Source organism: Rugamonas rivuli, assembly GCF_009380165.1.
Taxonomy (GTDB): Bacteria; Pseudomonadota; Gammaproteobacteria; order Burkholderiales; family Burkholderiaceae_D; genus Rugamonas; species Rugamonas rivuli.
The window spans coordinates 350,667-366,416 of record NZ_WHUF01000006.1 but is presented as its reverse complement, the minus strand read 5'-3'; the positions used below and the strand labels follow the sequence as shown (position 1 = coordinate 366,416).

The 15,750-nt window shown below is 66.5% G+C and carries 6 protein-coding genes and 1 riboswitch; of the genes, 2 read left to right on the top strand and 4 right to left on the bottom strand.

Features of this window, described 5'->3' with window-relative positions:
- Positions 1 to 30 precede the first annotated feature (30 nt).
- Together GEV01_RS23165 and GEV01_RS23160 are read right to left on the bottom strand one after the other, a co-directional pair.
- The gene (locus tag GEV01_RS23165) at positions 31 to 1,620 is read right to left on the bottom strand and encodes a serine hydrolase (RefSeq protein WP_152807852.1); all 1,590 of its coding nucleotides are present in this window, start codon (positions 1,618 to 1,620) and stop codon (positions 31 to 33) included.
- Positions 1,620 to 3,464 carry a M1 family metallopeptidase gene (locus GEV01_RS23160; RefSeq protein WP_152807851.1) on the bottom strand — a complete coding sequence of 615 codons (1,845 nt, stop codon included), beginning with the start codon at positions 3,462 to 3,464 and terminating at the stop codon, positions 1,620 to 1,622. The genes GEV01_RS23165 and GEV01_RS23160 overlap by 1 nt, the downstream gene beginning before the upstream one ends.
- A 90-nt stretch (positions 3,465 to 3,554) precedes the next feature.
- Positions 3,555 to 3,739: riboswitch (yybP-ykoY riboswitch) on the top strand.
- 11 nt (positions 3,740 to 3,750) lie between these two features.
- Between GEV01_RS23160 and GEV01_RS23155 the strand changes: the two genes are divergently transcribed.
- Positions 3,751 to 4,326 (top strand): TMEM165/GDT1 family protein, encoded by a 576-nt coding sequence (locus GEV01_RS23155; protein WP_070359405.1) that lies wholly within the window; start codon positions 3,751 to 3,753, stop codon positions 4,324 to 4,326.
- A gap of 108 nt (positions 4,327 to 4,434) precedes the next feature.
- Entirely contained in the window at positions 4,435 to 4,680 is a 246-nt protein-coding gene (locus GEV01_RS23150) for a hypothetical protein (protein WP_235914530.1), read from the top strand.
- A 6-nt stretch (positions 4,681 to 4,686) separates the two neighbouring features.
- Here GEV01_RS23150 and GEV01_RS23145 read toward each other — a convergent pair whose 3' ends face one another.
- Both GEV01_RS23145 and GEV01_RS23140 read right to left on the bottom strand, forming a co-directional pair.
- Positions 4,687 to 6,855, bottom strand: coding sequence for a CehA/McbA family metallohydrolase (locus tag GEV01_RS23145; RefSeq protein WP_328595601.1), 2,169 nt, complete (start codon positions 6,853 to 6,855; stop codon positions 4,687 to 4,689).
- A gap of 150 nt (positions 6,856 to 7,005) precedes the next feature.
- A complete protein-coding gene (locus GEV01_RS23140; protein WP_152807849.1) occupies positions 7,006 to 15,678 on the bottom strand; it encodes a GH36-type glycosyl hydrolase domain-containing protein in 8,673 nt (2,890 codons plus the stop codon).
- Between the last annotated feature and the right edge of the window lie 72 nt (positions 15,679 to 15,750).

The following is a 15,750-nucleotide window of genomic DNA, read 5'->3' as shown; positions in this document are numbered from 1 at the left end:
CGTTAAATATCAACCAGCCCCACGCTGTAGCTATTTCGCTGCCTTGTCGGCCTTGGGCGGCTTGACCGGCGTGAAGTTCAGGTCGCGGAAGTCGTAGCTGAAGTCCGTCTCCATCGACACCGGCGCCATCTTCATGCGCTCGATGCTGGCGTCCGGATTCAGCGCGAAGGTCACGTAGGCGTCGGCGTTGAAGTTGCGCTCCTTCCAGCGGACGATGAAGGTGTCGTGCTGGAAGTGTTCCAGCTCGCCCGCCAGGTCCGGCGTGCGGGTGAAGCTCATGATGTGCTTCTTGCCCTCGGCGCGTATCGTCACCTTGCCGTACCACGGGTCTTCGTACTCGCCGTCGTAGGCCGACAGCGGCAGCGATGGCGTCGACTTGGCGGTGCGCGCGCCCGTCTCCTTGCCCTGGCGCTCCAGCTCCTCCTTGTGCGACGCCGCTTCCTGGTCGGCGTACAGCTGTATCCAGTCGCTGGCCGGCACATTCAGATACTGGTCGAGGATGCGCCAGTACAGCGACGCCATCGCCGGGCTGTTCTCGGCATTGGTCAGGATGGCGATGCCCAGCTTCTCTTCCGGCACCATCAGCACGGTCGAATAAAAGCCCTGCAGCGCGCCGCCGTGCATGGCGATCTTGCGGCCCTTGTAGTCGCGCAGGCTGAAGCCCAGGCCATAGGCCGAGAAGTTAGGCTTGGTCGCGGCCAGCGCCGGCTTGGGTTCGCGGATGCGCATCGGCGTCTGCTCGGACCACATCTCGGCCAGCTGCTTGGCGCTGATCAGCTGCGTGCCGTTTTCCAGCTTGCCGCCGTTGAGCAGCATGTTCATCCAGCGCGCGATGTCCTCGGCGCTGGTGTTGATGCCGACCGCGCCCACCGCGTTCTCCACCGGCATGGGCTTGACCACGGCCGCCTTGTCGTTGATCTTGCTGTGCGGCGCGGAGTAGTCGCCGCTGGCGAGCATCGCGGCCACGCTGGTGGTGGTGCCGTTCATGCCCAGCGGCGCCAGGATGCGCTCTTGCACGGCCGCGCCCCACGGCTTGCCGGCCTTGGCGGCGATGATCTTGCCGGCCACGATGTAGAGCAGGTTGTCGTAGGCGTAGCTGTTGCGGAAGCTGGTGGCCGGCTTCACGTAGCGCAGCCGCGCGATGATTTCATCGGTGCTGAAACTGGTGGTCGGCCACCACAGCAGATCGCCCGCGCCCAGACCCAGGCCGCTGCGGTGCGTCAGCAGATCGCGCACCGTCATCGCGCCGGTGACGTAGGAGTCGAACATCTGGAAATCCGGCAGGTGCTTGGTGACGGGATCGTCCCAGGCGATCTTGCCTTCGTCGACCAGCATCGCCAGCGCGGCGGCGGTGAAGGCCTTGGAGTTGGAGGCCACTTCGAACAGCGTCTTGCCATCCACCGGCGCCGGGTCGCCCAGCTTGCGCACGCCGTAGCCGCTGGCGGAGATGACCTTGCCGTCCTTGACGATGGCGATCGCCATGCCTGGCACGTCGAAGGTCTTCAAGGCCAGCTTGACGTCGGCATCTAGGTTGTAGGCCGGCGCGGCGGCCAGCGCCGGCACGGATACCGCCAGCACCAGCAGCGCCGCAGCAAAATTACGGGAGAATTTAGTCATCATTATTTTTTAAATTGTTTGTCGACCGAGCCTTGCGTGACCGGATGATAGTGTTCACGCGCCTTGGCGTAAACCGATTTGGCCCATTCCTTTTCGGCCGGGTTTTTCAGCAGCGCGGTGTACAGCGGCACCACGAACTTCTGGCGGCCCACGCTCATCAGGAAGGCGTTGAGCGGCTCGCGCACGCTGTAGCCGGCCTTGATGGAAGCCAGATAGAAGCGGTAGGCGATTTCGTTGTTGCCGCTTTTGCCCAGCGCGAAAGCCTGGTCCAGCTCCTGCATCTGCGCGGCGCTGGCCTTGCCGTCGATATCGTTCAGGAAGTGCATCCACTCCAGCGCGATCCAGTTCTTGCCGTTCAAGTCCCTGGTCGGCAGCTCGCCCTTCAGCCATGCGGTGCGCTGCGCGTCCAGCGCGGCCAGGCGCGGCGAGGCCGCATGTTTTGCGCTGGCCGGGATGCCGGCGCCGTACAGCCACTCGTCCAGCTCCGCCTGCGACATCACTTCCGGCCGCGCATCCAGCAGGTTCTTCTTCAGGTAGGCCACGAATTCGTCGGTGGTGGCCGACTTGAACGCGTGCTGGTCGAACCAGCCGCGCAGGAAGGGATCGAAGGTCTCGCGGCCGGCGCGCTGCTCCAGTGTGCGCAGCAGCCACGCGCCTTTCGGATAGACCAGGCCACTGTCGGTATAGCTGGCGGCGCTGGTGTCGGCGTCGCGCGTGACCAAGGCTTGCTTGGCCGCAGGGATGGATGGCAGCGAGGCCAGCGCCTCTTCCTGCTCCACTTGCAGATTCATCTCCGCCACTTCCTCACCGTACAGCTTCTCGACGATGCGGGTGGTGACGTAGGTGGTGAAGCCTTCGTTGAGCCAGAAGTGCTTCCACGAGGCGTTGGTCACCAGGTTGCCGGACCACGAGTGCGCCAGTTCATGCGCGATCAGGTCGACCAGGCTGCGGTCGCCCGCGATCATGGTCGGCGTGAGGAAGGTCAGGCGCGGGTTCTCCATGCCGCCGATCGGGAACGACGGCGGCAGCACGATCATGTCGTAGCGCTCCCACCGGTACGGGCCGTACAGGCCTTCGGCGGCACTGATCATTTTCTCGGTGTCGGCCAGCTCGTAGGCGGCGGCCTCGATGCGCGCCGGTTCGGCGTAGACAGCGGAGCGCGGGCCGAGGTTGCGCACGTCGATCTCGCCGATGGCGATCGCCAGCAGGTAGGACGGAATCGGCTGCGCCATCTTGAATTTCCAGCCGCCGGCGCCGGTCGATTGCTGGTCGTTCTCGGCGCTCATCACCACGCGCATGCCGGTCGGCGCTTCGATGCGGGCGCTGTAGGTGAAGCGCACGGCCGGCGTGTCCTGCACCGGCGCCCACGAGCGGGCGTTGATTTCCTCGGACTGGCTGAACATGAACGGACGCTTGCCGGACATGGTCTGCTGCGGCGACATCCATTGCAGCGCGGCGGCCGACGGCGCGGTGCGGTAGTACACGCGCACCTTCTGCGGCTGGAACGGCAGCGCGATGCGCAGCGCCCGGCCCTTCTCGGCGTCGAGCTTGTCGAGCATGAAGGAGGCGGCGTTCCAGCGGCCGTTCGGGTTCAGCACCTGCACCTTGGCGATATTGAGTTCGTTCGTGTCCAGCACCAGCGTGCGGGCCGACTTGTCGATCCAGTTCAGCGTCAGCTCGGCGTAGCCGGCCAGGGTCTTGTGGCCGAAATCGGCCTTCAGGTCCAGATACAGGTCGCTGGTGCGCACCTGGTCGTAGCGGGCGTAGCTCAGGGGGTCGGCGTGGGCGACGCCCAGCGCCGCCAGGGCGGACAGGACGAACGCGGACAGTGTTTTCTTGATAGGCATGGTGATCTTTTCAATAAGGTCTGGAGCGCGAAGCAGAATAGCATAGCCATGTATCGAAGATGTGTACATGCGTGTGGCTATGCTATCATTCGGGCCGTAAGTGGGGAGTAGTCGGCTTGCGCCACCCCGGCGCAAGAACCTGTGTCAACATAATCGGTCCGCAGACCGTGGTGCAGGTGGTTGAAAAACTTGACGAGACCATGATCGAGGTGCGGCCATGATGGGCCGGAGTCGCGCCTGGATCATTGGTTAATCGTTTCCGGCCCGCGTACTACATACAAAACCCATGGAAGCCTTCTTCGTCTCTACCGGCATCGTCGCCCTCGCTGAAATCGGCGACAAAACCCAGTTGCTCGCCTTCTGCCTGGCCGCCAAGTTCCGCCGCCCGCTGCCGATCGTCGCCGCGATTTTCGTCGCCACCATCGCCAACCACGCGTTTGCCGCCGCCGTCGGCACCTGGATCACCAGCCTGCTCGGGCCGGACATCCTGCGCTGGGTGCTGGGCGTGTCCTTCCTGGCGATGGCCGCGTGGACGCTGGTGCCGGACAAGATCGACGACGGCGACATGCCGCTGGCGAAGTACGGCGTGTTCCTGACCACGCTGATCGCCTTCTTCGCCGCCGAGATGGGCGACAAGACGCAGGTGGCCACGGTGGCGCTGGCGGCCCGCTACGACAGCCTGGTGGCGGTAGTCTGCGGCACCACCTTCGGCATGATGCTGGCCAATGTGCCGGCGGTCTACCTGGGCGACAAGATCGCCAACCGCGTCTCGCTCAAGCTGGTGCACGGCATCGCCGCGCTGGTGTTCGCGGTGCTGGGCGTGGCCACGCTGCTGGGCGCAGGCTCCAGCCTCGGCGTGTAGGGTCAAGCACTTTATGTTCCGCTCCGTGTGTTACCGCACGGATGCGGGAAAATTAACAATCTATTATACTTGTCACATGAATATTGGCAGGGGCAAGGAATGCGATTGATGAGCAAGATAGCGGCGCTGTTATTGAGCGCCTCCGCAGTAAGCGTTCAGGTATATGCAGCAGAGACGGCGCCGGCGACCGCACATGCCGCCAGCAGCGTGCAGGCGGTAAAACCGGCGGCCGGCAAAGCCAACATGGTGTCGGTGCCGGAGCCGGTGAACTACAAGCTGATACTGATCGGTATCGGCGTGCTGCTGCTGTTCGCGCGCAAAGGCAGGAAGCGCGAACAGCCGTGGACCAACTAAGCCGCCTTACTGCGCGATCAGGCTGACATCATCCACCAGGAAGGCGGTCGACACCGTCGAGCCTTCCACACCCTCGAAGTATATCCTCACCGTCTGCCCTTTATAGGCCGACAGGTCGAAACTCTTTTGCACATACGTGCTCCCCTTGTTCAGATTCGAATAGGTCGCCAGCGTCGCCAGCACGGCGTTGGCGCTGCTGCGCACCTGCACCTTGAGCGTATCGTAGGCGTTGGTGGTGGTGGTCTCGCTGGACACCACTTTCAGCCAGAACGACAGGTTGGCGCTGGTGGCGGCGGCCGGTATCGTCACGCTCTGGTACAGCGTGTCGGTATGGGCGCTGCCGTAGCCGTTCAGCCAGGCCTTGTAGCTGCCGCCGTGCGCGGCCTCCCCCGCATCCGAGGTGATGACGCCGGAAGTGGCGCTCCACGATGACGCGCCCGATTCGAAGCCGCCGTTGGCGATCAGCTGCGTCGCCGCCGGCGGCGTGGTGGTGCCGCCACCGCTATCCTGCGTGACCCACACCGGCGCCGACCACAGGATGTTGCCGTCGTTCTGGGTGATCTTGGCGTAGTAGAAGTGCTCGCCCACGGCCGGCGTGATGGTGGTGCTGGCGGTGGCCGACAGCTGCGTCACGGTGCCGTTGCGGCCCGGTACACCCTCGTACATCTTCACCGACGATACCGTCTTGCCGTTGCTGCTGGCGAAGTTGGCGACCAGGTTGAGCGGGCCGCTGTTGGTGAAGCGCTCACCCATCACGTGGCCGTTGGCGGTCAGGATCAGCTGCGAGGTCTTGTCCATGGTGGCGAACACGCGCCGCGCCTTGATGGCGGCGATCATGCTGGCGGTGGTCAGCGGCGTACCGTTCGGCAGCAGCACGCCGGTGCGGTTGGTGTAGGACGCACCCCAGTTGGCGCAGTGGTTATCCTGGTCGCTGGAGAAGGCGACGTGGTAGCCCGCCTCCAGCGCCTTGTTGCAGGCGCCTTCGTAGGTGCTGCGGCCGGTCTCGGCCTCGCTGGTGTTGGTGGAGAAGGCGGAGGTGTTGAGCACTTCGCACAGCGCCATCGCCTGGTCGCCGTCGGCGGTGTAGCCCAGCGCCGTGCCGTTGACCTGGAACTGGCCCGACGATTCAGGATGGTTGAACTGGCCGACATAGCCGCGCTGGCGCATCAGCGTGTACAGGCCCGCGTAGTCGCCCTTGGCGGTCAGCGTATCGGCGATCAGCTGGCCGCTGCTGTTGCTCTCCCAGCCCAGCAGCTCGGTGGTGTTGAAGATGTTCATATGGCCGCCGTTGTTGATGACGCCCCACTCCAGTCCATACATGCCGAGGAAGCCGGCGTGCGCGCTGTTGAAGTTGGCGGCGGCGGCGAGGCCGGACTGGAACAGCGCCTTGGCGGCGGCCGGATCGGCGGAGGCGTTGGTGCCGTCGGAGCCGTCGTACATATGATTGTGCTCGGAGGCCATCAGGAAATCGAGGCCCTTGTTCATCGCGTACTGGTAGGCGTCGGCCGGTCCCAGCGCCGCGCTTTGCGGCGCCTGCGCGCCGGTGCAGCTGCCCAGCGCCCCGCCGCCATCGCTATGGTTGGTCTGGCTGTGCAGGTTGCCGAGGTAGACGGTGTATGGCAGCGAGCCCGTGGCGGCCACCGCGCCCTGCACTACGCGGCCGTTGGCGCGCGCAGGCTTGGCGGAGGCCGCGGAGGTCGCGGAGGTTGGCAAGGCCTTGAAGGCAGGCATGGACTGGGCCGGATTGCGGCCCACCGAAATATCCCAGCTTTGTTCGACCGTGTCGTCGCCGGTGACGGCCTGCATGCGCGCCACGTACACGCCGTCGGTCAGGATCAAGCCGTCGGCGCGGCCGTCCCAGGCGATGCTGACATCGACCGGCTTGCCGGCGATGCGCTGCACGCCCTGCCACTGCTGCACCACCACGCCGTCCGGGCTGACCAGCTCCAGCCGCCACTTCACATCCTGCTCGCGTTCGAGCAAGGGGAAATCGAAACCGAGCTTGAAGGTACGAGCTTCCGGGCGATCCTGGTCGGCGCCGTCGGCGGCGAACGGCGCGTGCAGCGTGGCCTCGAATTCGTGGTGGTCGGCTTTGGATGCGTGGGCGGCGCCGATGACACCGGCGGACAGCAGCATGATGAAGGCAAGGCGGGACAACGTCTGCGATTTGTTCACTAGGGACTCTCTTTGCGGTTGGTAATCCAAAAGTCTCGCAACTATGCATGACAGGAAGATGACCGACAAAGAGAACGCGACGCATAAAGCGCCGCGTTGTGGTGTGGATGCCTAAAATGTCCAGAATGGGACACTCTGTTAAAAATCGAACTAGTCCGGCATGAACAATTCCACCTTATGGATGCCGGGCGTATCGTGCAGATCGATCGCCATGCCCGGCTGGCGCACGCCGTCCAGCGTCATGAGCGGCGCGGCTTCCGCCGACTTCACCACGCGGATCACATACGATGCCGCGCCGTAGCGGTAGGTCAGCGTGAAGTGCGTCCACTCGGCCGGCATGCGCGGCGCCAGCGTGAGCTGGGTCGCGGTGCGGGTCAGGCCGAGCAGCGACTCCAGTATCAGGCGGTACATCCAGCCCGACGAACCGGTGTACCAGCTCCAGCCGCCGCGCCCCACGTGCGGCGCCACGGCGTAGACGTCGGCCGTCACCACATACGGCTCCACCTTGTAGCGCGCCATGCCTTCCGGCGTGCCGCCGTGCTGCACCGGGTTGATCATGCGCGCCAGCTCCCAGGCGCGCTCGGTCTCGCCCAGGCGGGCGAAGGCCATCGCGGTCCAGATGGCGGCGTGGGTGTACTGGCCGCCGTTCTCGCGCACGCCGGGCACATAGCCACGGATATAGCCCGGGTTGGGGCCGGCCTTGTCGAATGGCGGATCGAGCAACTGGATGATGCCCGAGTCGCGCCGCACCAGGCGCTGGTTGACCTGCTCCATCGCGCCGCGCACGCGCACCGGATCGGCGGCGCCGGACAGCACGCCCCAGCTCTGCGAAATCGAATCGATCTGGCATTCCTCGTTGGTGTGCGAACCGAGCGGCGTGCCGTCGTCGAAGTAGGCGCGGCGGTACCACTCGCCATCCCACGCATTCTGTTCGACGTTGGCGGCCAGCTTTTTGGCCTCGCTGCGGCACTCGGTGGCGAAGTCCACATCCTGCATCAGGTCCGCCACTTCGGCAAAGCGCTGCAGCACTTCGCACAGGAAGAAAGCCAGCCACACGCTCTCTCCTTTGCCATGCTCGCCGACCTTGTCCATGCCGTCGTTCCAGTCGCAGGAACCGATCAGCGGCAGGCCGTGGATGCCGAAGCGCAGGCCGTTGCGGATGGCGCGCACGCAGTGCTCGTACAGCGTGCCGCTCTGGCTGGAGCGGCCCGGCAGATCGTAGTACGAATCCTCTTCCGGCTTAACGGCGCGGCCCTCCAGGTAAGGCGCGCTTTCTGCCAGCACGCCAACATCTCCGGTGGTGATGACGTAGCGCCACGCACCTAGCGGCAGCCACAGATAGTCGTCGGAGCAGTGGGTACGTACGCCGCGATCGGACGGCGGATGCCACCAGTGCTGCACGTCGCCCTCCAGGAACTGGTGGGCGGCACACAGCAGCAGCTGGTCGCGCAGCAGCTGCGGTTGCGTGTGGATGGTGGCCATCGCATCCTGCAACTGGTCGCGGAAGCCGAAGGCGCCGCCGGACTGGTAGTAGCCGCTGCGCGCCCACATGCGGCAGGCGATGGTCTGGTACATCAGCCAGCCGTTGGCCAGCAGGTCGAGCTGCGGCTCCGGCGTATCGATGCGTACCGCACCCAGGGTCTGGTCCCAGTGCGCGTGCACGGCGGCCAGCGCCTCGTGCGCGGCGCCGGCGCTGCGGTGTTTTTGCACCAGGCTGCTGGCGTCGGCATTGCGGCGGCCAGCCACGCCCAGCACGAAGACGATCTCGCGTTCCTGGCCCGGCAGCAGGTCGAACGGCACCTGGATGGCGGCGCAGGCATCGAGGCCGGCGCCGGTCTTGCCGGACAGGCGGGAACGGCGCATCGCCACCGGCGACGCCAGCGAGCCGTTACGGCCCAGGAATTCGCCGCGGTCGGCGGTGACGGTGCGCAGCGTGGCGTCGCAGTTGAAGAAGGCGACGCGGCCGGTGAACTCGGTGTTGTAGGCGTTCTTGGCGAACAGCGCGCCGCTGACCGGATCGGCCTCGGTGACGATGTGCATGCCGGACTTGGAACGCATGTCGCCCAGCACCCATTCGACGTAGCCGGTGGCCGACAGGCGCCGCGCCACCAGTGTATCGTTGCGCACCTTGAGCACCGTGTACTTGATCGGCGCGTCGATGGCGACGAAGGTGGTCATCTCGGTGGCGATGCCGGCCTCGCTGTGTTCGAACACGCTGTAGCCGAAGCCGTGGCGCGTGACGTAGCTGCCGTCGCCGCGCGCCGGCAAGGCGGTCGGCGACCAGAACTGGCCGCTCTGCTCATCGCGCAGATAGAAGGCTTCGCCGCTGGCGTCGCTGACCGGATCGTTGTGCCACGGCGTCAGGCGGAATTCGTGGGCGTTCTCGTGCCAGGTGTAGGCCTGGCCGCTTTCCGAGATCACGCTGCCGAACTGCGGATTGGCCAGCACGTTGGACCACGGCGCCGGCGTGCGCTGCGCGGCGCTGGTGGTGATGACGTATTCGCGGCCGTCCGGCGTGAAACCGCCGATGCCGTTTTCCAGCATCAGCTCACGCACCGGAGCGGGCGGCGGAACGGCGTCCGCGTAGTCGATGCGATTGTCCGCCAGCAGCGGCGGCATGCGCATGGCCGGCGGGCCGGGACGCTTGATCTGTTCGGCCAGCGTGCCGCGGCTGTCGCTGAGGATGGCGCGCGCCACCGATTGCAGCAGGATGCGGTCCTCGTTGGCGATCTGGTCGGCCAGGCGCACGAAGATGCCGCCCGGCCGGTCGATCGCTTGCGCGTCGATGCCGGAGGCGATCAGCCCCATGATCTGCTCGTGCAGCAGCTGGCGGTAGCCCGACTGGTCTTCGTACCAGATCACCAGGTCGACCACCAGGCCTTTCAGGCGCCAGTAGGCGTGCGCCTGCACCATCTGGCGTGCCAGTTCGATGTTGGCCGGGTCTTTGATCTGCAGCAGCACGATGGGCAGGTCGCCGGAAATCGCATACGCCCAAAGGCCGGACTGGCCGCGCTGGTTCTTGATCAGCGTGGCGGCGTCGGCGCGCAGCGCGGCGTTCGGATAGATGACCGAGTTGGCCAGGCGGCCGTACAGCTGGGCGTCCGCCTCGCTGGCGTTGAGCTGGCGCAGCACCACCTGGCTGTGGGTCCACGCCAGTTCGAACACACGGTCGGCCAGGTGGCGGTCCTGGTATTTGTCGATCAGGTGCAGCGCGGCGTCGCGCTGCTCGGTCATGCCGGTGACGATGTCGACGATGGCCGTCTGGTCCGGCTTGAGCGTGATGGTGTAGCGGATCGCCACCACCGGATCGAGCACCGAACCTTCGGCGCCGCTCAGGGCGTCGTCGCTCAGCATGGCCTGCGGCGCGGCGGCGGTGTTGCCGCGGCCGATGAAGCGCGAACGGTCGGTCTCGAAGGAGACGCCGGCGACGGCGGCGTCGTGCACCATCATCGAGTGCATCAGCCACGGCATGGCATCGGCCTGCCCGCGCGGACGGCGCGTGCACAGGATGGCGTTTTCGTCGCGCAGGATTTCGGTCTGCACGAACAGTTTGCTGAAGGCCGGGTGCGAGGCATCGGCGGCGGCAGGCGCCATCACCACTTCGGCAAAGCTGGTCACTTCGATGGTGCGCACGCGGTCGGACTTGTTGGTGATGCGGGTGCGGCGCAGTTCGATGTCGTCTTCCGGCGAGACCACGATTTCCGTGTACAGGTCGATGTTGCGGTCGGAGCGGCGGAACTCGGCGCGGCCTTCGGAGAAGATCACCTCGTGCTTGCGCGGTTCGACCAGCGCCGGCTGGTAGGTCGTCGACCAGAACTGGCCGTCGTCCATGTCACGCACGTAGCAGAAGTTGCCCCAGTTGTCGCGCGTGCTGTCTTCGCGCCAGCGGGTGACGGCGAGATCCTTCCAGCGGCTGTAGCTGCCGCCACCGTTGGTCACCATGACGTGATAGCGGCCGTTGGACAGCAGCTGGGTTTCCGGCACCGGTGTGCTGTGCTGGGTCAGCACGCGCATCGGCATGGCCTGCTCCGGCGCGGTGGAGCGCACGGCCGCCATCTCGGTGGTGTTGGAGTAGAAGGCGCCCGCCTGCGGACTGCGTTCCTGCAGCACCAGCAGCGTCGATTGCAGCAGCGGATCGGATTCGAAACGGCGCTGCATCGGGCGGTCGTGCAGCAGGTAGCTCAGCGCCAGCAGGCCCATGCCCTGGTGGTGGACCATGAAGGAGCGGATCACGGCGGCGCTCTGGCCGCGCGGGAGGCGCGAGGCCGTGTAGTCGATCGCTTCGAAGAAACCGTAGCGGCCCATATAGCCCATGCCCGCCATCTTCTGCAGGTTGAGGCAGGCCGCTTCCGGCTGCACCATCAATCCCAGCATGGTGGCGTAGGGCGCGATCACCAGGTCGTCGGCCAGGCCGCGCTTCAGGCCCAGGCCAGGCACGCCGAAGGCTCGGTACTGGTAATTGAGGCTGGCGTCGACGGTGTTGTAGCCGGATTCGGATATCCCCCACGGCACGCTGCGGCGCTTGCCGTAGTCGATCTGGGCGTCGATCACCGCGCTGTAGGTCTGGTCGAGCAGCGTGCTCGGATAGTTGGGCATCACCAGCAGCGGCATCAGGTACTCGAACATCGAACCGCTCCAGGACAGCAGCACCGGCTTGCCGGCGACGATGCACAATTGGCGGCCCAGCGCGAACCAGTGCTCCTGCGGCAGCTGGCCCTGGGCGATGGCGACGAAACTGGCCAGCCGCACTTCCGACGCCAGCAGGTCGTAGTAGCTGGCGTCCAAACGGCGTTCGGTGACGTTGTAGCCGATGGCCAGCAGGCTGGTGGTGGTGTTGTACAGGAAGCCGTATTCCATCTGGGCGTAGGCGCCGCAGCGCCGCGCCAGTTCGGACAACTCGCGCATGCGTTCGTGCGCAGCGGCGGCGCCCTGCGCGCACAGGCCGGCCAGCAGCAGCTGGCGATCGCGTTCGGCCGGGGCGAGGTCGTTGGCCAGGACGGCGGCGGTGCTGTCGATCATGGCGGCCAGTTCGCGCAGCGTCGGCACGCGGGTCAGGCTGGTGTCGAACACGGCGTCCGCCGGCAGGTTGACCCACGGCGTCAGCAGGGACAGTTCGTCCAGCGCGGCCTGGCATTGCTGCACCAGCGACGCGGACCACATGGCCGTTTCGCCGTGCGTATCGGTCGGCGGCAGGCCGGCGACGGCTGCGGCGACGCGCGCCAGCCAGGCGTGCAGTTGCTGCAGGTTGCCGCCGTCCGGCGCGGGCGCCAGCGCTGCCAGCAGGGCGTTCAGTTCGGGCAGGCCGGCGGCGTCCGGCGCATCCGGCGCGGACGCCGTTGCCGCGCCGCCCAGCGATTCCTGCAGCACGCGGCAGGTGGCGACGATGCCGTCCACCGTATGCGGCCCCAGCACCGGCTGGTCGTACAGGCCGGTGAGGCCGGCCTGCAGCGTGAGCAGGTGGCCGGCCAGGTTGCCGCTGTCGACGGTCGAGATGTAGATCGGGTGCAGCGGCTTGAGCGTCTGCGTGTCGTACCAGTTGTAGAAGTGGCCCTGATGGCGTTCCAGCTGGTCCATCGTGGCCAGCGTGGCGGCGGTGCGCTGCATCATCTGGCCGATGCAGAGGTAGCCGAAATCGCTGGCGCTCAGGTTGGCCAGCAGCGCCATGCCGATATTGGTCGGCGAGGTGCGGTGCGCCACCACGTGGGCCGGATGCTCCTGCATGTTATCGGGCGGCAGCCAATTGTCCTCCGGGCCGACGTAGCGGTCGAAATAGGCCCAGGTGCGGCGGGCCAGCTGGTGCAGGAACTGCTGCTGGTCCGGCGTGAGCCTGGCCTGCCGGCGCTCGATCGGACGGCTGATCCACTGCGCCACGGCGGGCGCCACCAGCCAGGCCAGCAGGAACAGCGCGGCCGGCGCCAGGCTGGCGGGACGCCATCCCAGCAGCGCGCCGCCGACGAACAGCGCCAGCACCGGCGAGCACCACATGGTGCGCCAGACGCCGGCCGTGCGCGACAGCGCCGAGGCTTGCCACTCCAGCAGGTGCTTGTGCGAAACCAGCATGCGCCAGGCGCTGCGCAGGATCGCGTCGAGGCTGAACCAGGCTTCGTATGGCAGGAACACCAGCATCAGGATCGCGTGCGAGAACTGCAAGCCGCCGCGCCGCAACGCGGCCCGCAGATGCTGGCTCCACAGCGTATCCTCGGGCCGGCGCAGCAGGTCGTGCAGGGTGCTCACCAGCGGCGCGACGAAGATCACGGCCAGCACGGCGCCGGTCCACAGCCACGGCTCGGGCAACCAGCGCCAGGCGGTGATCAGCGACAGCACCAGCGCCGGCGCGGTCAGGCTGCGGCGCAGGTTGTCGAACAGCTTCCAGCGCGACAGCAGCGACAGCGGATTGCGCTCACGCTTGCGGTTGGGGCCCGGCACGCGGCCCAGCAGCCACGAGGCCAGCTGCCAGTCGCCGCGTATCCAGCGCTGGCGGCGGCTGACGTCGTCGCCGTAGCGGGCCGGATAGGCTTCGTATAATTGGGCGTCGCTCAGCAGGCCGGCGCGCAGGTAGCAGCCTTCCAGCAGGTCGTGGCTGAGGATGCGGTTTTCCGGCAGCCGCTGTCCCAGCACCTGCTCGAACACGTCGACGTCGTAGATACCCTTGCCGATGAAGGAGCCTTCGAAGAACACGTCCTGGTAGACGTCGGACACGGTGCGGGTATAGGGGTCGATGCCCGGTTCGCCGCCGCACAGTTTTTCGTAGCGCGAAGCGTTCTCGCTCGGCAGGCTGACCGTCACGCGCGGTTGCAGGATGCCGTAGCCTTCGACCACGCGGCCGCGCGCGGTGTCGATGCGCGGCTGGTTCAGCGGATGCTGCATGGTGGCGATGAACTGCGCCGCGGCGTCGCGCGGCAGCTGGGTGTCGGTGTCCAGCGTGATGACGTACTTGATGCTTTCCAGTTCGTGCGTTTCGCCCACCACCAGGCTGAATTGCTCGCGCGCGCCGCCGCGCAGGAAGCGGTTCAGCGCCTGCAGCTTGCCGCGCTTGCGCTCATAGCCCATCCACACGCCTTCGTGCGGATTCCACAGGCGCGGGCGGTGCAGCAGCAGGAAGGGCGAAGCCGGTTCGCCGTTCGGATGGGTGGCGTACTTGCGGTTCAAATGACCGACGCAGCGCTGCATCTGCTCGACCAGCGCGGCGTCGGCCGGCAGGGTTTCCGAGGCGGCGTCGGCGAAGTCCGTCAACAGGCAGAACATCAGGTTGGGATCGCGGTTGGCGAGGAAGCGCACTTCCAGCTGCTCACACAGATCCGCGATGTTCTCCTTGCTGTAGACCAGCGTCGGCACCACCACGATGGCGCGGGCGTTGGCCGGCACGCCGTCCTTGAAGTCCATGCGCGGCAGCGGGTTCGGACGCGTGACCAGCGTGGCGACCCAGTTCACCAGGCTCAGTGCCAGCTGGCTGCTGCCCAGCAGCGCCAGCACGCCGAGCATGACGATCACGGGGCCGCTCACGCCGTTGTGCGCGGCGCGCTCCAGCAGCAGCGCGGTCGACACCAGCGCGATGGCGGCGATGGCGCCCAGGTAGGAAGTCAGCGGCGAGGCGCGCGACGTCTGCTGCAAGGCCTCCAGCCACGGCCGGCGCATGCCGGTCTGTTTTTCCAGCGCGGCCAGGCCACCGCCGATCAGGTAGAAGCCGACGTGGCCATGGCGGGCGTCGCCGCCCTCGTAGTGCGCCTGCGCCAGCTGCAAGGCTTGCTGCGCCACTTCGATTTCGGAGTAGCGCGAACGCTTGGCGATCTTCTCGATCGCGTGGCGGTACTGGTCGCGCGTGGCGAACTCCATGCGGCCGTAGATGGCGGCGGGATCCTGGCGCAAGGTCTGCTCGACCACGCTCATGGTCTCGACGAACTCCTGCCAGTCCATGGTGCCGAGGAAGCGCAGGCTGCCGATGCTGTTGGCGATGGAGACCTGCTCCGCCGCCTGCTGCTGGATCTCGGCCTGGATCTGCTGTTCGATGGTCTGCCCCGATTCGGCCAGGCGGTGCGTGATCCACGACAGCGCCAGCGTCAGCGCCGGGCTTTGTCCCTGCAGGCGCCGCGCCAGTTCGGCCACGAAGGCGCTGGTGATGGGCGGATTGGAACGGGCCATGTCGGCCACCAGCAGTATCAGGCCGCTGGGATTCTTGTCGGCGACCTCGGTCATCTGGTCGGCCCAGGTGTTGGCCAGGTCGCGGTGGATGCGGTTGTCGGCCACGCGGGCGGCCACGCGGCGCAGGTTTTCGATCAGCGCCAGGCGCAGCATGATGGGGATGGCCCACAGCTCGCCCAGCGTGAGGCTGGCCACTTCCTGGTAGGCGTCGACGAAGCGGCACAGCGATTCGGGATCGACGCGGCCGTCGCCGTGCGAAATGATTTCCAGCGCGATCTTGTAGACGCGCGGCGTGCCGTCCGGTGCGCCCTTGCCCAGGCGCGGCAATTGCCGGCTGTAGTTCTTGGGCAGGTGGCGGCGGGCGATGCGTATCTGTTCTTCGATCAGGTAGAAGTTGTCCAGCAGCCATTCGGAAGCGGGCGTGATCTGGCGGCCAACCTTGGCGGCAGCGGCCAGCGCGTCGCAGGTGGAGTCGATGACGGCGGCGTTTTCCGCCAGCCGCGACAACAGACGGTCGCGGCCGCTGCGCTTGCTGAGCTCGTGGTGCGTGGCCAGCGTCTTGCCGTGCGCCGCCATCTGGGCGGCGCTGAACAGTTCGGCGCGCAAGGGCAGGTCTTCGTCGTCCTCGGCGGACAGCAGGGAGCCGACGGGTGCTTCGCGGAAGCCCAGCGTAATCGCGGGCATGAGGGGGGCGGACTGTTTCAACTGATACCTCGCTTTGATTCTGCGAATAGGAAATTATGTGCCAAGGCATCC